14 protein-coding genes are annotated in these 20555 nt (G+C 60.4%); 7 read left to right on the top strand and 7 right to left on the bottom strand.

Features of this window, described 5'->3' with window-relative positions:
- Positions 1–30 precede the first annotated feature (30 nt).
- Positions 31–2679 (bottom strand): TonB-dependent siderophore receptor, encoded by a 2649-nt coding sequence (locus ACRRQW_RS16260; RefSeq protein ID WP_438482653.1) that lies wholly within the window; start codon positions 2677–2679, stop codon positions 31–33.
- Between the two features lie 284 nt (positions 2680–2963).
- Between ACRRQW_RS16260 and ACRRQW_RS16255 the strand changes: the two genes are divergently transcribed.
- The 7 genes from ACRRQW_RS16255 (at position 2964) to ACRRQW_RS16225 (ending at position 13774) form a co-directional block, all read left to right on the top strand.
- Complete coding sequence (locus tag ACRRQW_RS16255; protein ID WP_438482652.1) at positions 2964–3677, top strand: GDSL-type esterase/lipase family protein; 714 nt, start codon at positions 2964–2966, stop codon at positions 3675–3677.
- A 163-nt stretch (positions 3678–3840) separates the two neighbouring features.
- The gene (gene galA / locus ACRRQW_RS16250) at positions 3841–6354 is read left to right on the top strand and encodes a beta-galactosidase GalA (protein ID WP_438482651.1); all 2514 of its coding nucleotides are present in this window, start codon (positions 3841–3843) and stop codon (positions 6352–6354) included.
- 45 nt (positions 6355–6399) lie between these two features.
- Complete coding sequence (locus ACRRQW_RS16245) at positions 6400–8202, top strand: FAD-dependent oxidoreductase (protein WP_438482650.1); 1803 nt, start codon at positions 6400–6402, stop codon at positions 8200–8202.
- 10 nt (positions 8203–8212) lie between these two features.
- Entirely contained in the window at positions 8213–9472 is a 1260-nt protein-coding gene (locus tag ACRRQW_RS16240) for an SGNH/GDSL hydrolase family protein (protein WP_438482649.1), read from the top strand.
- Positions 9473–9527: 55 nt separating this feature from the next.
- Positions 9528–10562, top strand: a complete 1035-nt coding sequence (locus ACRRQW_RS16235) for a LacI family DNA-binding transcriptional regulator (protein ID WP_438482648.1) — start codon at positions 9528–9530, stop codon at positions 10560–10562.
- A gap of 105 nt (positions 10563–10667) precedes the next feature.
- Positions 10668–11897: an MFS transporter gene (locus ACRRQW_RS16230; protein ID WP_438482647.1), complete on the top strand. Its 1230-nt coding sequence runs from the start codon at positions 10668–10670 to the stop codon at positions 11895–11897.
- Positions 11894–13774: a right-handed parallel beta-helix repeat-containing protein gene (locus tag ACRRQW_RS16225; RefSeq protein WP_438482646.1), complete on the top strand. Its 1881-nt coding sequence runs from the start codon at positions 11894–11896 to the stop codon at positions 13772–13774. Before ACRRQW_RS16230 ends, ACRRQW_RS16225 begins: the two co-directional genes overlap by 4 nt.
- 56 nt (positions 13775–13830) lie before the next feature.
- Here the strand turns inward: ACRRQW_RS16225 and ACRRQW_RS16220 are convergent, their stop codons facing one another.
- The 6 genes from ACRRQW_RS16220 to aspS form a co-directional block, all read right to left on the bottom strand.
- Positions 13831–15093: an FAD-dependent oxidoreductase gene (locus ACRRQW_RS16220; protein WP_438482645.1), complete on the bottom strand. Its 1263-nt coding sequence runs from the start codon at positions 15091–15093 to the stop codon at positions 13831–13833.
- A 2-nt stretch (positions 15094–15095) separates the two neighbouring features.
- Complete coding sequence (locus ACRRQW_RS16215) at positions 15096–16025, bottom strand: proline racemase family protein (protein ID WP_438482644.1); 930 nt, start codon at positions 16023–16025, stop codon at positions 15096–15098.
- Positions 16026–16316: 291 nt separating this feature from the next.
- Positions 16317–16655 carry a P-II family nitrogen regulator gene (locus tag ACRRQW_RS16210; RefSeq protein ID WP_438482643.1) on the bottom strand — a complete coding sequence of 113 codons (339 nt, stop codon included), beginning with the start codon at positions 16653–16655 and terminating at the stop codon, positions 16317–16319.
- A gap of 20 nt (positions 16656–16675) precedes the next feature.
- The gene (locus ACRRQW_RS16205; RefSeq protein ID WP_438482642.1) at positions 16676–18094 is read right to left on the bottom strand and encodes an ammonium transporter; all 1419 of its coding nucleotides are present in this window, start codon (positions 18092–18094) and stop codon (positions 16676–16678) included.
- Positions 18095–18328: 234 nt separating this feature from the next.
- Entirely contained in the window at positions 18329–18667 is a 339-nt protein-coding gene (locus ACRRQW_RS16200) for a P-II family nitrogen regulator (RefSeq protein WP_438482641.1), read from the bottom strand.
- 58 nt (positions 18668–18725) lie between these two features.
- The gene (aspS, locus tag ACRRQW_RS16195; protein ID WP_438482640.1) at positions 18726–20504 is read right to left on the bottom strand and encodes an aspartate--tRNA ligase; all 1779 of its coding nucleotides are present in this window, start codon (positions 20502–20504) and stop codon (positions 18726–18728) included.
- Positions 20505–20555: the final 51 nt, after the last annotated feature.

The raw sequence follows: 20555 nt of genomic DNA, 5'->3' as shown, positions 1-20555 counted from the left end.
CGCTGTGGAGGGTGACACTTGTTGCGCGGATTAGAAGCGCGTCGTCGCCGAAAGCGTGAACGTGCGCGGATTCGACCACGTGCGGCCGCCCGCGGAGTAGAGTTTGTCGGTCAAGTTTTCGACATTGAGCTGAAGATCGATCGGGCGATCGAAGACGCGGACTTGATAACCGAACGCGGCATCGAACACCGTCCAGCCCGGGAGCACCGTGCCCCAGGAAGAATTGCTCGCGAGCGGCATCAGGGAAGTTTGGGCGCGAATACCGAAACCGATCCAACCTGTTTTCATCGCGCCTTCCGTGAAGCTGTATTTCTGCCAGATGCGGAGCGTATCGTCGGGCGTATTGTCGAGCGGGCGACCGTTCAAGATCGCATAGTCGATCGCGGCGGCAGCAGTCGGAGCGGTGCCGGCGAGCGGCTGGGAAAGCGTGAGTTTGTTCGTCCAGAGGTGGCTGGCTTCGACGACCACGGTGTAGTTGCGATTCGGCATCCAGGTGAAGCCGACTTCGACACCGGCCGACTTGTTGCCGTCGATCGTGCGGTTCCATTGCACGCGGGCGACTTGGGCCAGATTTTGCGTGGCGGGATTGGGGTCCACTGCGGTGCCGACGTTACGCGTGTCGGTTGCCGTGCGTTCGTTGTCGATGATGACGGTGTTGCGACGGGAAAGTTCAAACACACCGACACGACCAATCAATTTGCGATCGAAGAATTCCATTTTGATACCGGCTTCGTTGCCGGTGCCTTCGAGGTCGGGCACCGGATTGGCCGCACGCTCCTCCGCCGTCACGAGGTTAGTGAAACCAGCACCCGCGTTGATAAGTGAGCCGGCGGCGACGGCTTCCGCGCCGACGTTGCGGCTCACGTAGAGATTGAAACCTTGGAAAGGTTCAAACACGAGGCCGAGCGTGTGCGATTGCGTGGAGGTTTTCGCGGTGTTGAGGAAGCGCGTGATTTGCACGCGATCGCGATCGAGATTGTAGGAGGATTGCTGGATGACGCTGTTGCGGTAACCGGCAAAGGCTGTGATGCGGTCCTGCCAGAAGCTGCCGCTGTAGGCGGTGTAAGCGGCTTCCGGGAAGATGCGCGAGTAGCTCTGGGCGTTGAGGCCCGGCGCCAGCGTTTCGTCGTTCCACGTAAGCACCGCCTCGTAATTCGGCACGGCGTGCACGCGCGGGTCGAAGTAGTTGAGGATGTTCGCGCCCGTCAGCGTTGCCGGCGAGCCCGCGACATTGGGCGACGCATTCACTGCGGCCAGCCGGGTGAAATCGAACGTCGGGTTCACCGACCAGGCTTGGTTAAACGCCAGCTCATAGCCGCCGAGGAGCTTGTGTTTCACTTTTAAAAATTCCTTCGTGAACACCGCTTCGAGTTTTCCGGTGAGCGGAGTTTCCTGGCGCTTGGTCGCGGTGGTCGTGGCCGAAAGCAACGGCGTGCTGCCATCAGGATAGCGACGCAGTGCGTTGCTGAAGAATGTCGTGTAGCTGTGCTGATTGGCCCAGCGGCCGAACGCGCGCACTTCGAGCCAATCGGCGACCATCAGGTTGGCCTCGCCTTCGACGAGATCGTATTTCGAGGCGAAGGAATCGTTTTCGCCGAAATGATTGGCATCGTAGCCGCCCGCCCAATCGCCGGCGGTAAAGCTTTCGCCTTCGCCCAGCGAACGCCAGCGACCGTCGACGGTGAATTTGTCCAAACGCCAGTTGGCGAACGTGCGCGCGATGCGCGTGCGGTATTCGGCGACCGTGTAAGGACGGGCCAGCGCGGTGCTGCTGCCGAGATTGAGCAACGCCTGCGACGGATTATCGTAATCGTTTTGATAAGCCTGCGTGGCTTGCATCGAGTTGCTCACCATGTTGCCGGTGAGGTCGCGGTGCGCGTATTCGATGCGCGTCGTGAGCTTGCGGAACGGACGCCACGTGAGCTGCGGATTGACGAACACCGTTTCCGAGCTGCTGAAATCGCGCCACGTATTGTCGTCGCTGTAGAGCGCGATCACGCGGTAAGCCAGTTTGTCTTTGACGATCGGGCCCGTGAGATCGGCCTTCACTTGGAAGCTCTCGTTCGAGTCGACCTTGGTGCTGAATTTATAACTCGGGTCGAACGCCGGCTTGGCTGTGACGAGATTCATCACGCCACCGAGCGTGGAACCGCCGATGAAAACCGACATCGGTCCGCGCGCGACTTCGACGCGATCGACGTTTTCCGTGCCGAAGCCGAATTTCATCGGGAGACCGTTGCGCTGGCTCACGTTGATCGGTTGACCGCGCAAACGAGTGCGAAGCGGTTCGCCACCGGTCACGGCGCCGACCGTCGGGTCGATGCCTGCGGAGTTGCGGCTGCCGTTTTCCATGCCGCCCTGATCGGTCGTGAACCCGGCTTGGTAATTCGCGATGCCGTTGAAACCCACCCCGCCGGTATCGTCGAGGAATTGCGCGGTGACCACATTGATCGCGAGCGGGATTTTGGAAAGATCAGCGGCGAAACCGGTCGTCGCGACCGATTTGTCGGCCACGTAAGCGGAGTCGCGTTTGCTTTTTACTTCGAACACCGAGAGCTCAATCACCTCCGAGTCCGCTGGGGTGGCGGACGGAGCAACCTGTGCGCGCGCGAATTGCGCGCCTGCACACAGCGAGGCAATGGCGAGAGACGCCCGAGAACCGAGGCGGATAATTTTCATGGGGTAACGTGGTTAATTTTGGTGTCAGTTTCGCGCCTGCAAGCGCTTAACCCAAACAAATCACCGGGCACAATTCGTCCGCGTCAGCACAAGGCGGAACGCGAAGGGAAACGGGGCGGGGTTGTTCAGTTGGGGTCGGGTTATTGCTTATGCGCGCTGTCCTCCCGGCGAAAATCGCGGCGTTACTGAAATCGCTCAGTTCATTTCAGGAAAAGACGAAAAAAGCCGAACGATTTCAACGCCGGCCTTGTCGCGGCCCGTAATTTTCCCCACACCGTCGAGGCATGCCCCTGCCCCGTCTCGTTGCTACGTGCCTGCTGCTGCTCGCGTTCGCCGCCTGCGCATCCCCGGAAAAAAACTTTTTGAAACAAACCGCGCAGACGCGCGCGATCCGCGTGATGGCCGTCGGCGATTCGATCACCGCCGGGGCGGATTTTTTCACCTGCTATCGTCCGGCTCTCGCCGGAAAACTCGCGCGTGCCGGCTACCGCGTTGAATTCGTCGGAACGCAAACCAGCCCGGGCACACTCGGCCCGCTCGCCCACGAGGGTTACGGCGGCAAACACACGGAATACCTCGCCAAAACCGTGCCCGCACATTTCCGCGCCCACCCGGCGGACGTCGTCCTGCTGCACAGCGGCCACAATCATTTCATCGAAGAAAAACCGATCCCCGGCATCGTCGCCGCGACCGAATCCCTGATCCGCGATTTTCGCGCGGTGAATCCCCAAGTCGTCGTGCTCCTCGCGCAAGTGATCCCCGCCGGCAAACTTCCCAAATATTCCTACCTGCCGGAGTTAAATCGTGAGCTCGCGAAGCTCGCCGCGCGGCTCGACCAACCAACTCAACCCGTCATCCTCGTCGACCAGGCGAGCGGGTTCGATTGGCGAATCGACACGGTGGACGACAAAGTTCACCCGAACGCGCAAGGCGCGGAAAAAATGGCGACGGTCTGGTTCACGGCGCTGGAAAAAATCCTGCCCAAGCCCGCGCGTTAACCGCGGGGCGTTCGCTGACGAAGCGCGGTTCACTGAGCGATTTCAGTGGCGGACGATTCGCGACCCGCTTTCTCGGACCAATAGTCGGGCCATGCTACCCCGCTCCCGATGGCTGTTTCGCGCAGCGCTGTCTCTGGTTGTTTCCCTGGTTACGGTCAGTGCCATGGCCGATCGCGAGCGGTTGTTACTCGATTTCGGCTGGCGTTTCCAACTCGGAGATCCGACCGACTTGGATCCCGCAGTCTTTGCGTATCCCGAAGTCGACGCGCTCGAACGCACCGCGCTGGCCCATCTCGAAGCAGAACCAAAACTCGTCCCGTTGCGCAAAACGCCCGAGCAAATCAACGCCGCCGCGCCGGTCTCGTTTGCGCAACCGAATTTCGATGATCGCGCGTGGCGCCAGCCCAACTTGCCGCACGATTGGGCCGTCGAACTGCCGTTCAATCCGAAGGCGCTCCGCAATCACGGCTATAAAAACATGGGCGCCGGTGTCGGCGCACAGAACTCGTGGGAAGCACTCGAGATGGGACAAAGCGCCCAGGCACTCGGCGGGGTCACCGGCAACACCATCGGCTGGTATCGGCGCACGTTCGAACTCTCCGCGAGCGACCGCGGCAGCGCGCTCTGGCTCGAATTCGACGGCATCTACCGCAACGCGCTCATCTGGCTCAACGGCCACTGCCTCACTCGCCACGTGAGCGGATTCAGCAGCTTCAAAGTCGATATCGCCCCTCACGCCAACTACAGCGGCAAAAACACGCTCGTCGTCCGCGTCGATGCGACACGCACCGAGGGTTGGTATTACGAAGGCGCGGGCATTTATCGTCACACGTGGTTGGTGAAAACTGCGCCGATGCACGTCGCACACTGGGGAACTTTCGTCACGAGTGAACTCCATGAGAACGGCGCGGCCGTCGTCACCGCCCAAACCACCGTGCGCAACGACTCGAGTGCGACGGCGGAAGCCGTGCTGATTTCCCGCGTTCTTGACACCGCAGGGCAGACGGTCGCCGAAAACACTACCGCGCCGTTCGCGTTGCATGCCGGCAACGAAACCATCATCCCCCAGTCGCTTCCGGTCGCGACACCCGCGCTCTGGTCGCCGGAAACCCCGCATCTCTATCGCCTCGTTTCCGAAGTCCGCGTCAAAGGCTCGGCCGACAAAAACACCGACCGCTACGAAACCAATTTCGGCATTCGCACGATTCGCTTCGATTCCGAGCAAGGCTTTCTGCTCAACGGCAAAAAATACGTCATCCGCGGCGTCGGTGTTCACCAGGACCATGCAGGCGTGGGCGTCGCCGTGCCCGACGCGGTGCAGGAGTTTCGCATCCGCCGTTTAAAAGAGATGGGCGTGAACACGTATCGCACCGCGCATCATCCGCACTCGCCCGCCATTCTCGAAGCGTGCGACCGACTTGGCATGCTCGTCGTAAATGAAAATCGCCGCTTCGACGACACGCCCGAAACCCTCAGCCAAGTCGAGCGCCTGATCCGCCGCGACCGCAATCATCCGAGTGTCGTTCTCTGGTCGCTGGGGAACGAAGAATTCAAGGACCAGATGCAGGGCGAACCATGGGGCCAGCCCATCGCAAAAAAAATCCAGCATCTCGTGAAGACACTTGATCCGTCGCGTCCGACAATGATGCCGATGAACGGAGATTGGGGCAAAGGCTTCTCCCATGTCGTCGACGTGATGGGGTTTAATTACCTCAAACTCGGCGACGCTGACAAATTCCACGTCGATCACCCGCACATTCCCGCCATCAGCAGCGAAGAATCCTCCGCGGTTTCGACGCGCGGCGTTTATATCGAAGATCGCGTCCGCGCGCACGTCACCGCTTACGGCACGAAAGTCCCGCCGTGGGGCTCGCGAAACGAAGTGTGGCTGCCCTATTTCGAAGCCCGTCCGTGGGTCGCCGGCGTGCTCATGTGGGCCGCGTTTGATTGGCGCGGCGAGCAATGGCCTTACGACTGGCCCGCGATCAATTGTCAGTTCGGCGTGTTGGACACCTGTGGTTTCCCCAAAGACAGTTTCTATTTCCTGCAGGCATGGTGGAGCCAGCAGCCCGTGCTGCACATCCTGCCGCATTGGAACTGGGCGGTGCGTGACCAGGAACCGATTCAAGTTCGCGTTTACAGCAACTTCGACGAAGTGGAGCTGTTTCTTAACGACAAGAGTCTAGGACGCAAAGCGGTGCCGCGCGGCGGATTTCCCGAATGGCCCGTGATCTATCAAGCCGGCGTGTTACGCGCCGATGGTTATCGCGCGGGGCAACTGGAAAAATCCACCAAAGTCGAAACCACCGGCCCGTCCGCCACGCTCACGCTCACGCCGGACCGCGCAACAATTCGCGGCGATGGCGAAGACTGCGCGATCGTCACGGTTTCCGCGATCGACAGCGAAGGGCGCATGAATCCCACCGCCAACGAAACCGTTGAGTTTGAAATTAGCGGCCCCGGAAAAATCATCGGCGTCGGCAACGGCGATCCCTCGTCGCACGAATCCGACAAAGGCCGCCACCGCAGTCTTTTCAACGGCTACGCGCAAGTCATCGTGCAAGCCGACCGCGTCGCCGGCCCGATCACCTTGATCGCCCGCAGTCTCGACGGCGTGCGCGAAGCCACGCTTACGATCAACGCACAAGCGGTCACGCCGCGCCCTGCGACAAAATAATTTTTCACTCTCTTTCGTCGAACTCACACGACTCCCTCACCTTCCATGACCCGGAAAGAACTGCACACTGAATTTCTCGTCGCCGGCGGCGGCCTCGCCGGCATCTGCGCCGCCATCGCCGCTGCGCGCAACGGCCGCAAAGTGATCCTCCTGCAAGATCGCTCCGTGCTCGGCGGCAACGCTTCAAGCGAAATAAAAATGCACATCGTCGGCGCCGACATCCACGGCCGCCGCCCCGGTGCCCGCGAATCCGGCTTAATCGAAGAATTCCGCCTTGAGGACGCCGTCCGGAATCCGCACCGCTCTTACTCGCAGTGGGATTTATTGCTCTACGAAAAAGTGATGGGCGAACCCAACATCACGCTGCTACTCGATACGGACTGCATCGGCTGCGCCGTGGAAACCTCCGCGAACAACCAGCGTCGCATCGTTTCGGTCGAAGCCGTCCGTCAATCCACCGAAGAAACCTTCACGATTTACGCCGATAGTTTTGCCGATTGCTCGGGTGACGGTCGCCTCGGCCTGGAAGCGGGCGCGGATTTCACCGTCGGCCGCGAAGCCAAAAGCCAATACGCCGAAGCCCTCGCCCTCGCCGAAGCCGACCAGAAAACACTTGGCAGTTCGATTCTCTTCACCGCCCGGAAATACGATAAACCACAACCGTTTCGCGCGCCGTCGTGGGTGCGTCGTTTTCAGAAACACGAATTTAAACTGCGCGCCATCGAGGGCTACGAATACGGTTACTGGTGGTCCGAATGGGGCGGCCAGCTCGACACGATTAAGGACAACCCCGCGATCCGTCACGAGTTGCTGCGCATCGCGCTCGGCGTGTGGGACTACGTGAAAAACTCCGGCAACCATCCCGACTCCGCCCACTGGGCGCTTGAGTGGGTCGGCGCGATTCCGGGCAAACGCGAGTCCCGTCGTTTCCTCGGCGCACATGTGTTGACGCAGCAGGATCTCCAGGCCGGTGTGCTGTTTCCTGACTCGGTCGCATTTGGTGGCTGGCCGCTCGATCTGCATCCGCCGAGTGGCATCGACGCCGTGGAAGAATGGCCGTGCTCACACACGCACCTCGACAGCCTCTACTCGATTCCCCTGCGCGCACTCTCCTCGCGTAACATCAGCAATCTCTTTTTCGCCGGCCGCAACATCAGCGCCACCCACGTCGCCTTCGCCAGCACGCGCGTCATGGCGACCTGCGCGACGATGGGCCAGGCCGTCGGCACCGCGGCCGCGTTGGCATTTCCGTTAAAAGAAAAATCCATTGGCGAACACTACACGGGTGAAAAAATCACAGAGCTACAGCAAACCCTTTTACGCGACGACGCCTTCCTGCCGGGTCTGCGCAATCAAGACGCCCGGGATCTCGCGCGCATCGCGACACTCTCCGCTTCAAGCGAAACTTCGCGCGGCCCCGCCTCGCAGGTCGCCGATGGCATCACGCGCGAATTGTTCAGCAATCTCGGGCCGTGGGCGGACGGCGCCGCGCATCGCTGGGAATCCATCAGCCTGCCTGCGTGGATCGATCTCACGTGGTCCACGCCGCAGTCGATTTCCGAAATCCATCTCGTGTTCGATACCGGCTTCGAACGTGAACTCACGCTCAGCGCGAGCGATTCCACCACGCGAAAAGTAATTCGGGCCGCGCAGCCTGAGACCGTGAGCGACTATGATATTCTCCTCGATGATCAGGTCATCACTAGCGTGTCGGATAATTATCTCCGCAAGCGCGTGCATCAACTTCCCGTCGCCTTGTCCGGTCGCCGGCTCCGTTTGCTCGTGAAAAAAACTCACGGCGTAAATCACGCGCGCGTGTTTGAAATTCGCGCCTACGGGCATATCTAAGCGCTACCCCATGCGCCTCCGTTTTAGCTCCTTCGTTTTCGCGGCCTCGGCCTGCCTGCTTTTTCTCGCTCGTGTCGCGGCCGCCGAACCTGAGCTGCACGCCCGCGCAGGGCTGCCGAATTTAGCGAAGCACGCCAAAGCCGGCGGTGAATTCCGTGTCGCCTATCTCGGAGGCAGCATCACCGCGGCCGAAGGCTGGCGTGTTTTCACCACGGCACAGCTTCGCTCACAGTTTCCGCAGTTAAAGATCACCGAAATTAATGCCGGCCTCCCGGGCACCGGCTCGGACCTCGGGGTCTGCCGCCTCGACGAGGACGTTTTGCGCCACCGCCCGGATCTGCTATTTGTGGAATTCGCGGTGAATGACACGCGTTTGCCAACTGAAACCGTCGAACGGACGATAGAGGGCATCGTGCGCCAGGCGCGTCGCACCAACCCCGACATAGATATTTGGTTTGTCTATACGGTCTCGACGCCCGCGCTTCCTAATTTGGAAGCCGGCCGGTTCCAACCCTCGGCCCAAGCCATGGAGCGCATCGCCGGACATTACGGGATTCCCTCGCTTCACTTGGGAGTGGAAGTGGTCAAACAAATCGCGGCTCACGCACTCGTTTTCAAAGCGCCGGATCGTCCCGACGACCCAACGACTTTTTCACTCGACGGCGTGCATCCCACGACGGCGGGGCATCGCGTCTATTCCAGCGTGGTCGAACGCGCGCTGCCGCAACTGCTCGCGGTGGCCTCCCCGGCGCGGGCCGCGCTGCCCGCGCCGCTGCACACCGACAATTGGGAAGGCGCTCGCCTGCTGCTGGCCGACGAACAGGTGCGGCGCGGCGAATGGAACCAAGTCCCGCTCGACGACGCAAATTTGCGCGGCGCGACGAAAAATCTCCTGCCAGCGGTGTGGCGCACGGAGGCCGCCGGTTCCGCCGTTGAATTTGCATTCACAGGAGAAATTTTCGGCCTGCTCGGGATGGCCGCGCCGGACAGCGGCGAATTTCGCGTGACGGTAGACGGCGATTCCTCCGTGGAGGGCACGTTTTTTGACTCGTTCGTGAGCCCGACATTTTGCCGGCAACGCGAATGGTTTTATCCAAAAAAATTGAGCAACACCACGCATCGTGTGCGCGTGGAGCTGATCAAGCGCCCGTTCGACAAGATCGAAATCAAAGCGAAAGCCAATCGTCCTGCCACCGCCGAGACCGCACCTTACGAGCCGCAACGCCTCACCGTCATCGGGGCGCTGGTAGTGGAAAACGTCACGCACTGATCCCCGTGTTGCGTCATTGCGCTTCGCGAATTCAGTCGCTGAATTAGCCACGTCAATGCCTTCCCCTCGTTGCACGATCAAAGATATCGCCGCCCATGCCGGCGTTGCGGTTTCGACGGTTTCCTACGCGCTGCGTAATCATCCGAGCATCCCGCCGGCGACTTGCAAACGCATCCAGGAAATCGGCGAAAAACTCGGCTACCGGCCTGATCCGCAAATCTCCGCGCTCATGGCGCACATTGGTCGCGGGCGCGCGGTGCCCTCGTCGGGGCGCATCGCCTTGGTGTGGGTGCAGGGACGTCGCACGCTCACGAAAACCGACAGCTTCTTCAGCCAGCTCCGCGACGGCGCCGCGAGCCGCGCGCAGCTTCGTGGTTATCACCTCGAGGAATTCTGGCCGAATGAAGATCGGCTCAGCGGGGCGCGACTGACGGGAATTTTGCGCACCCGGGGCATTCGCAGCGTGCTGTTCTCACCTAGCATCGAAGGCGTGTCCTCCGACTATGCGTTGGGTTGGGAGAATTTTGCCTGCGTCGTGCTGGGCCACGCGCGCTGGCCCGTGGAGTTGCATCGCGTCGCGCACGACCACTATCACGCGGTCGGTCGCTGTTTGCAGCGCATGACCGCCGCCGGAGTGAAACGCCCGGCGATCGTGTTGACGGAGGAAATCAATCAGCGCACCGATTCGGCCGTGAAAGCCGCGTTCATGACGCACCATCCGTCCGAAACCAGCGCCCGCGGACTGATCTTCGATCTCGACCGGCACAAGCCGCGGGAATTTGCCAGCTGGCTGCGCGCGCATAAACCCGACGGCGTGCTTTTACTCCGACGTGAGATGTGGTCGGAAATCGTCACGCCCGCGCTGGAAAAACTGCACGCCGACGGCCGCGTCTGGTGCGCGAACTGGCACGCCAGCGATCCGCTTGCGTTTCCCGGCATCCAACAACGCTACGATCTCGCCGCCGGCACCGCCATCGATCTGCTGACCGGACTCGAGCAAAACCGCAGCTTCGGCCTGCCCGACCATCCGCAATGCGTGCAGATCCGCGGTGACTGGCACGAGCACACGCCCGCGGGCGTCGAATCCTGAGTTTTACCGAACGGTTTCAGCAATGCCGCTCTTCGTGCGCTCCCGCGGTTGCTTTTCGCTGACGTAACGTCGTTTTCGTTTCGTCTCCCCGCGAACCCCTTCCCCATGAGTTTACCCCAAATTGGCCGCCGCAGCTGGTTGTTGCTCGGACTGCTTTTCGGCATCGGTCTGCTCAACTACCTCGATCGCCAAACGCTTTCGATTCTCAAGGCGACGCTCAAAGGGGAACTGTCGCTGACTGATACCCACTACTCGTGGCTCCTCACGGCATTCATGGTGCCGTATGTCATTTTTTATATTTTGAGCGGTCGGTTAGTGGACCGTTTTGGCACACGGATTTGTTTGAGTCTGTTTACCGCGGTGTGGTCCATCGCGAATATCCTCAGTGGCCTCGCGCAGAACTTTGGGCAACTCGCGGCTTCCCGCGCGTTGCTCGGCGCTGCCGAACCGGGGGCGTTCCCCGCGATCACGCGCGTGATGATGACTTGGTTTCCGAAGGAGCGCCGCGCCTTCGCGTGGAGTTTGCTCAGTCCCTGTATGACCGCCGGCGCTATCCTCGCGCCGCCCCTCGTCGCGATCGTGACCAATTATTGGAACTGGCACATGGCTTTCATCATTCCGGGAGTCGCGGGCGTCGTGCTCGCTGCCGCCTGGTGGCTGTCCGACCGAAACCCGCCGACTTTCCCAAGCGAAGCCGAGGAAGTCACCGCGCCACCGCCGCCGATGAAAACCATCCTGCAGGACCGTCGTGTCTGGTTGCTGCTCGCCGCGCGCGCGATGACCGATCCGGTGTGGTATTTCCATCTTTCGTGGCTGCCGGGTTATCTTCAGGAAAAACTCGGCCTCTCGCTGAAACAACTCGGATGGCTCGGACCGATTCCTTCGTTGCTCGGTTCGTTCGCAGTCGTCGCCGCCGGCTGGACAGCCGATCGCTACGTCCGCAAGGGCATTTCGCCAGTGCGCGTGAGAGTGGGCATGTTCGCAGTGATGGCGGCGATCGCGCCGATCGGAGCGCTCACGACATTCGCGCCGAATGTCACCGTGGCGATCGTGATGATTTCACTCGTGGCCATGGTCTGCCAAATCTGGTTCTTCGGTCAGAGCATGCTCGTCGCCGATATTTTCCCGAAAAATTCCGCGGCGTCGATCGCGGGCCTGCTTGGTGCTGTCGGCGCGACCGGCGGTCTAATCATCAATGCCATCGCCGGCCCGATCATCGAACGCGCCGGCTACGTGCCGGTGTTTGTCGCCCTCGCCTGCCTGCACCCGCTGGCCGCGTGGATGCTTTGGAAAGCCCGTCCGCGTCTCGCGTCCCCCGTCGCTGCCACCGCATGAAATCTTTTTTCTCACTGCTCCTTGCGCTGATTTCGCTTCTTGCGGCTCTTGCTGAAAACAACCCGACCTTCCACGTGGCTCCGGCTCCGATCGGCAACGATTCCGGCAACGGCAGCGCGCAAGCCCCTTTCGCCACGATCGCGCGCGCCCAGCTTGCGGTGCGCGACCAGCTGCAAAAGACACCGCAAACCTCGGATATCGTCGTCGAAATTCGAGCGGGCACTTACTCACTCTCAGCCCCCATCATTTTCGATCCGACAGACTCGGGCCGAAACGGTTTTTCGATAGTCTATCGGGCGGCCACGCAGGCGCAGGTGATTGTGAGCGGCGGGCGAGCCGTGCCCGATTGGAAAAAAATCGATGCCCGCACTTACCAGACTTCAGTCGGGCGCGACGTCGATTTTCGCCAGCTCTGGGTCGGCAATCAGCGGGCAATCCGCGCGCGCGAACCGAACGCGGGCGCCACATTTAAATTCGAAAGCGAAAAACAGGAAAATGGTTTCGACCTGCCCCTTGATCGCGCAAATGCATTTTTGCTTCATTCAAACGAGGTGGAATTTTCCGTGCTCATCGCGTGGATGCACAAAAGGCTGCGTATTTCGGGTATCACCGAAAACCCCGATGGCAAAACGGCCCGCGCAGTGATCGCGCCGGGCGAGTGGGACGGCGTCACCGCGCAACCTCAAGGCAACCGCACCTACGTCAAGCGAAGCTATTGGCTCGAAAACGCGCGCGAGTTTCTCGACTCACCTGGCGAGTTTTTCCTCAATCGCCGCGCCGGCGAGTTGCTTTATCAACCACGCAAAGGCGAAGACCTTTCGCGCATCAAAATCGTGCGCCCCGAATTGGAGAATCTCATCGTGTTGCAGGGTGCGTTGGACAATCCGGTGCATCACCTGCGTTTCGAGGGCATCATTTTCGCTCACACCGGCTGGACTCGTCCGAATCGATCGGGCTTCGTCGACGTGCAAGCGAACTCGCTGGTGCCGGCCAATATCGCCCGCGCGGTCGACAGACAATACCGTCACGACCAGCGCAAAGATCGCATCCCGGCCGCGTTTCAGGCGCACACCGCAGACCACATCGTGATTCGCCATTGTCGCTTCATGCAGTTGGGCGGAACCGGCGTCATGTTTACAGGCGGCGGCAACGACAACGTGATCGAAGGGAATTCATTTTCCGATCTCGCCGCCGGCGGCATCGAAATCGGCGAAGACGCCGCGCGCCCGAACAACCCGCGCGTGTTCCCGCGCCGCAATCGCATCGCCAATAATTTCATCACGCGAATTGGTCAGGACTATCTCGGCTCCGTCGCGATCCTCGGCTACTACACCGACTCCTCGCTGATCGCCCACAACGAAATCGACGACATTCCCTACACCGCGATCAGTCAGGGCTGGGGCTGGGGAAATCCCACGGGGCCCGACGAAGCGCGCGGAAATCGGATCACGCACAACCGCGTAACTAATTTCATGCGCCAACTCGACGACGGCGGTGGCATCTACACGACCGATCGCCAGCTCGAATCCGAAATTTCGCACAACGTAGTCGCACGGATGTTACAGCCCGACGCGCACAGTGATGCTGGCGGTGGAATTTATCCTGACCAATTCACCGAAGGTTACACGATTCATCACAACGTGGTTTCCGAATCGATTCGCTGGCTTTTCATTTGGAATCCCAACATCCGCCACAATCGCGTGGAGAAAAACTTTGCCGACACCGCCGCCTGGCGCAATGACGGCAAAGACAACGTGGTCGAGCCGGCCATGTTGCACACACGCGAAAAGCCGCTCCCTGAAGCCGAAGCGATCATCACCGAGGCAGGGCTCGAGCCCGCGTTCGCCAAGGTCCGAGAGATTCCCGCGCTGCCTTAACTTCCGGCACGAAGCGCGTCGTGAGCCCGCGCGTAAATTTTACCGCCGCTCGAAATTTATGCGTAACGATCGGGGCTCAACATCGACAAATCGACGCGCGGTTTGCGTCCGCTGATGATATCCGCGATGAGCAGCCCGGAAATGGGCGCCATCGTCAGGCCAAGCATCGCGTGGCCGGCGGCGGTCGTGAGATTTTTGTAGCGCCCGAAGCGACCGATATACGGCAAGCCGTCCGGCGAGACCGGGCGATAGCCAAACCACGGTTTCACATTCGCGAAATCGGAGTCTTTCAACTCCGGAAAATAAAACCGCGCGCCCGCAATGATCTGCTGCACACGCTCGAGCCGGACGTTGTCGCTGTGGCCGCTGATTTCCATCGTGCCGCCGAAGCGCAATTTGTCGCCCATCGGCGTGACGGCCACTTTGCGCTCCACGCAGAGCAGCGACTTCTGGAGTTTCAACGGCGGATTATCGAGCGTGAGGCTGTAACCTTTGCCAGCTTGAATGGGCATGCGCAGCCCGAGGCCGCTCAGCATCCCCGGCGACCATGACCCGCCCGCGAGCACAAACTCGTCAGCCAGCAAATCGCCCGCCGTAGTATGCGCACCGGTGATTTGTTGCCCGTCTTTCCGCCAGCCGAAGAGCGTCGTGTTCCACTTAAAATCCACGCCCATTTCTTTGAGCAGCGCCACCATCACGGGGACAAATTTCCGCGGCGTGATATGCGCGTCGATCGGGAAATACACCGAACCGAGCACGTCGATCTTGGTATCAGGTTCGAGCGCTTGCGTTTCTTGGGCGTTCAAGATGCGGGCTTCGATCCCGAGTTCGCGGCAGAGCGGCACGAGGGCGTGCGCCTCATGGTCGAGCATCTTTTGCGTCTTGCAGAGATTCACCAGGCCCTCGGTTTTAAACTCAAACGCGTTGCCGGTGATGTCCGCGAGCTCGACGAATAATTCCCGCCCGCCCACGCATAAGTCACGCAACACCGGCGCCGAACGGAGCACATGTTTTTTCGTGGCCGCGCGGGCGAAGAGCCAGCTCCAGCGAATGAGTTCACCGTCGAGCCGTGGTTTGATGTAGAACGGGCTACGCGGATTCGTCATCCACTTCAGGCCCTTCCACACCATGCCCGGCTGCGCGAGCGGGATGACATGGCTCGGAGAAATATAACCCGCGCTGCCGTGCGCGCATGAATCCGCGCCCTCGGGGCCGCGTTCGATCAACGTGACGCGATAGCCCTCGCGAGCGAGATAGTAAGCGCAGCAGAGGCCCACCACGCCACCACCGCAGATGATAACCGATTTCGATTTACGCATGTTTACCTGATGCCCCAGACGAAAAGGTCGTTTGGCTCTAAAATCAATGTCGCTTCCGCCATGATGTGCGCCGTGCCCGTGATCGTCGGGATAATTGCCTCACCCGCGCGGCGGTAACGCGCGGCGAACACACTACCGACGATGCTTTCCTGCCGCCACACGTCGCCTTCGCGCAATTTTCCATCCGCCGCAAGACACGCCAACTTCGCGCTCGTGCCGGTGCCACACGGCGAACGGTCGTAAGCCTTGCCCGGGCAAAGCACGAAATTCCGGCTATCGAGTCCCGCAGTCGGCGACGGCGCGAACAACTCGACATGGTCGACTTCGGGTAAGCCGTGCGCGTTGACCGCCTGCCGCACGCGCCAGCTGTAATCAGTGAGCGCTTCGACATTCGCCAGTTCCAGCGCTTGGCCGTGCTCTTCGATCAGAAAAAACCAGTTGCCGCCCCACGCGACATCACCGCGGACGTGGCCAATTCCAGGCACGTCGACACTCACACCGGGGGCTTGGCGAAAGCTCGCTACGTTCTCGACCGACACACTGCCGTCCGCATGCAACTCCGCGCTCACCGGCCCGACGGGCGTGTCGATGCGCACGATCCCGGGCGACACGCGACCGAGATGCCCCAGCGAAACGATCAGTCCAATCGTGCCGTGGCCGCACATGCCGAGCGTGCTGACATTGTTGAAAAATATGACGCCAAACTGGCACGTCGCATCGTGGGGCTCGCACAGCAAAGCGCCGACGAACACGTCTGACGCGCGCGGTTCGCCCACGACTGCTGAACGGAAATTATCGTGATGCTCGCGGAAACGTTGCGCGCGTTCGCTCAGCGGGCCGCTCCCAAGATCCGGTCCGCCCGCGATGACCAGACGCGTCGGTTCGCCGCCGGTGTGGGAATCGATGACACTGATGCGTTGAGGGGTGGTCATGGCGGGGACAGCGGCGAGATTCACGCAGCGCACGCGGCGAGAAAAGCTAAAACCTGTCCCTGATTTCTGATGGAGGCAGACCCACCAGCTCCGCGTGATTTGGGCGGCGCCCTACAACGTAGGTTGCGCGCTCGCGCGCAACGTGGCCTGCGAGCAAGCCACCTACAAAAACCACGCGCATCCTGCGGGGCTAATGGCCCCGCCCCCATGGATCAGATGGTCGCGCAAAAAAGCCGGCCCCAATGAAGGAGCCGGCTGCGATTTTGCTATGGCTAAGAGTTGAGTGCTAAATCAAACAGCGGCGTCGCCGTGTTCGTCGGTGCGGATGCGGATGACATCCTCCAGTGGAACCACGAAGATTTTGCCGTCGCCGATCTTGCCGGTCTTGGCGGCACCGGTGATGGCCGTGACCGCTTTGCTGACGAGTTCGTCGGCAACCGCGATTTCGAGCTTCACCTTGGGCAGGAAGTCCACGGTGTATTCGCTGCCACGGTAGATCTCGGTGTGGCCTTTTTGGCGACCGAATCCTTTGACTTCCGTGACGGTCATACCCTCGATGCCAGCGCCACTGAGCGCCTCTTTGACTTCGTCGAGTTTGAAGGGCTTGATGATAGCAATGATGAGTTTCATGTGAGTGGTGTAATTGAGGGTTAGCCGATGTAGCCTTCTTCACCATGCTCGGCGATATCGAGGCCTTGCGACTCGACTTCCGCCGTCGGACGCAGACCGACGATGGCCTTGACGATGTAGGCAATGATCACCGTGGCGACCACGCTCCAGACGATCGTGAGAGCGACGGCCTTGAGTTGGTTGGCGACGAGGCCTTCCTTGAGCGGGCCGACCACGGAGTTGACCGTCTCGTCAGCGAACACGCCGGTGAGAATCGCACCCATGGTGCCACCGATGCCGTGCACACCGAACGTGTCGAGTGCATCATCATAACCGAGCGCCTTCTTCAAATAAGAGCAGGCGAGGAACGGAACCACACCCGCGAGCACACCCATGATAACCGAAGAGGTCGCGGTGACGAAGCCGGCAGCCGGCGTGATGACAACGAGACCGGCCACGATGCCAGAGCAGAAACCGAGCACGCTCGGGTGACCGCGGAGAATCCATTCAGCAACCGCCCAGGAGAAACCAGCAACGGCGGCGGCGAGCGTGGTCGTCGTGAAAGCGTTGGAAGCGATGGCGTCGGCGCCGAGCGCGGAGCCGGCGTTGAAACCATACCAACCCACCCAGAGCATACCAGTGCCGATGGCGCACATGACCATCGAGTGCGGGGGCATCGGCTCTTTGCCGAAACCTTTGCGCTTGCCGAGAATGATACAGAGCACGAGCGCGCTCCAACCGGAGGTCATGTGAACGACCGTGCCGCCGGCGAAGTCGATCGCCTTGATTGCGGCGTTAGGATTGAGCGGTCCGCACATGAAACCAGTCGTTGACCAGACCATGTGAGCGAACGGGAAATAGACGGCGAACATCCAAAGCGTCACAAACACCAACACTGCAGCGAACTTCATGCGCTCGGCGATCGCACCGAGGATGAGTGCTGGCGTGATGATCGCGAACGTGAGCTGGAACATCGCCCACATCGAATCGCTGATCCAATAGTAACCCGCGCCAACCGCGCCGGGATTCACACCTTGGAAAAATTTGTAGGTCGCGTCGCCGATGAAGGCGTTGCCGGCACCGAAAGCCAGGCTGTAGCCAATCGCCCACCAGATGATGGTGACGAGACCGGCGATGCCCATGCACTGCGCAATGACGGAGAGCACGTTTTTCTTCCGAACGAGACCGCCGTAGAAAAGCGCGAGACCCGGCAGTGTCATGAACAACACCAGCGCGGTGCTGACCATCTGCCAGGCATTGTGACCGGGACCAGGGCCGGCGATTTTTGAAGCAACATCCGGCGTGCGCGCGGTATTGTTAACGTAGGCCTCGAGATCGGCCAGACGTTGTTCGACAGTCGGCTCAGCAGGAGCGGCGGGTGCAGCGGGCGCTGCTTCCTGCGCGAACCCGGAAGAGAATGCCAGGAAAAGCGCGGCACCGAGGCCGGCAATCTTGAGCATGCTTGGAACTGACTTAGACCATAGCTTCATAATGTTTCGTTGGGTTGGTGTGTGGGTTGGGGCCGATGTCGGCTGTCCGCAAAAAGCAGATGTAATGCCAGACCGAAAAATCTCTTAACGACGCGTGGCATAAACCCCCTAAAATGTTGGCGCGCGTCGTGTAATATCTTTGCGACAAAATAAAAAAGCCGGCCTTGGCGGGCCGGCTTTTTGAAATCTGTGCTTCGAAATCGCTTACATGGCGGCGTCGCCGTGTTCTTCCGTGCGGATGCGAATCATGTCCTCAATCGGCGTGATAAAAATCTTACCGTCGCCAATCTTGCCGGTCTTGGCGGCGTTGGCGATGGCTTTGACCACGGCGTCTTTCAACTCGTCGGTGCACGCGATCTCGATCTTCGCCTTCGGGAGAAAATCGACGGTGTATTCGCTGCCACGATAGATCTCGGTGTGACCCTTTTGGCGGCCAAAACCTTTGACCTCGGTGACAGTCATACCTTCGACACCGACAGCGGTGAGCGCCTCTTTAACGGCTTCGAGTTTGAACGGCTTGATGATGGCGGTGATGAGTTTCATTTGGGGAGGGTTGGAAGATTAAGGGCAGTCTCTCCGTCGGCGGTATTATCGCAAGAGCTTACTCGGTCGGGATGACTGTCTGAATGTGGAGCTCTTTAAGCTGCTTCGCCGTGACCGGCGTCGGGCTCTGGGCCATGAGATCCTGCGCTTTTTGCGTCTTCGGGAACGCGATGACGTCGCGGATGCTCGTCGTGCCACACAGCAGCGCGCACATGCGATCGAGACCAAACGCGATGCCACCGTGCGGAGGCGCGCCGTAGGTGAAGGCCTTCAGCATGTAACCGAAGCGGCTTTCCACGACATCGGCCGGAATCTTGAGCACGTCTTCGAAGACCTTCTTCTGAATCGCCGGCTGGTGAATACGGATCGAGCCACCGCCGAGTTCCATACCGTTAAGCACGACGTCGTAATGCTGGCCGCGCACGGCTTTCGGGTCGCTCTCAAGCAGCGCCGTATCTTCCGGCACCGGCGAGGTGAACGGGTGGTGTGTCGCGGCGTAGCTACCCTTCTCTTCGTCGTAGGACATGAGCGGGAAATCGACGACCCACAGAAAATTCCATTGGTCAGCGCGCAGCTGCATCTTGCCGCGTTTCACGAGGAGTTGCGAAGCATCGAGCCGCGCGCGCCCGAGGATCGCGCACGCGCGTTCCCACGGAGCGGCCGCGAAGAAAAGGATGTCGCCGTCTTCGATGTTGAGGCGCTTCGTCAACTCGGCCTTTTCGGCGTCGCTGAAGAATTTAACGATCGGAGATTTCCACTCGCCCTTCTCGACTTTGATGAACGCGAGGCCTTTCGCGCCGAGTGATTTGGCAACTTCTTCCATCGATCCGAGTTCGCCCTGCGTGATGTCCGCGAGGCCTTTGGCGTTGATCGCCTTGACCGAACCGCCGGCGGCGATCGTCGATTGAAATACTTTAAACGACGACGCTTTGAAGGTGTCGCTCAAGTCCACGAGTTCGATGCCGAAGCGCGTGTCGGGTTTGTCGACGCCGTAACGGTTCATCGCATCCTTGTAAGCCATGCGCGGGAACGGCGTGGGCAGGTCGTGCGCGAGCACTTCTTTCCACACTTTCTTCAGCATGCCTTCGAAGAGCGAATAAATGCCTTCGCGATCGATGAACGACACTTCGACGTCGATCTGCGTAAACTCCATCTGGCGGTCGGCGCGCAGATCTTCGTCACGGAAACAGCGCGCGATTTGGAAATATTTTTCCACGCCCGCCACCATGAGGATTTGTTTGAACTGCTGCGGCGATTGCGAGAGCGCGTAAAACTGGCCGGCGTGAATGCGTGAGGGCACGAGGTATTCGCGCGCGCCTTCCGGCGTGCTCTTGAACAGCGCCGGCGTCTCGATCTCGTAGAAACCCTGTGAGTCGAAGTAGTCACGCACAGCTTTCGTCGCGCGGTGACGCACGGCGAGGTTCTTGCGCATCTTCGGACGGCGCAGGTCGAGGTAACGATACGTGAGGCGAAGGTCTTCGTTCACCTTATCGCCACCGGCGTCGGTCAGCGGGAACGGCGGTGTGTCGGAAATGTTATGCACCACGAGCTCAGTGGCATCGATTTCGATCTCACCGGTCGGGATGTTTTTGTTCACCATCTCGCCCGGACGCGCGACGACGGTTCCCGTGATGCCGATCACCGACTCGCTTTTCAGCTGAGCCGCTTCGGCGCGCAAATTGGTATCGAACTTCACCTGCGTAACACCCTCGCGGTCGCGGAGGTCGATAAAGATGATGCCGCCGTGGTCACGGACGGAATCCACCCAGCCGGCCAGCGAGATCGTCGCGTTGAGGTCAGACTTGGTGAGTTGGGCGCAATGGTGCGTGCGTTTCATAGGGACAAGAGGCCCAACTAAGCTGGCCCCGCCGCGCATGCGCAACCCCAA

It is taken from the genome of Oleiharenicola lentus, assembly GCF_051660365.1.
Taxonomy (GTDB): Bacteria; Verrucomicrobiota; Verrucomicrobiia; order Opitutales; family Opitutaceae; genus Lacunisphaera; species Lacunisphaera lenta_A.
The sequence above is the reverse complement of the archived record's forward strand: the minus strand, read 5'-3'. Positions and strand labels throughout refer to the sequence as shown.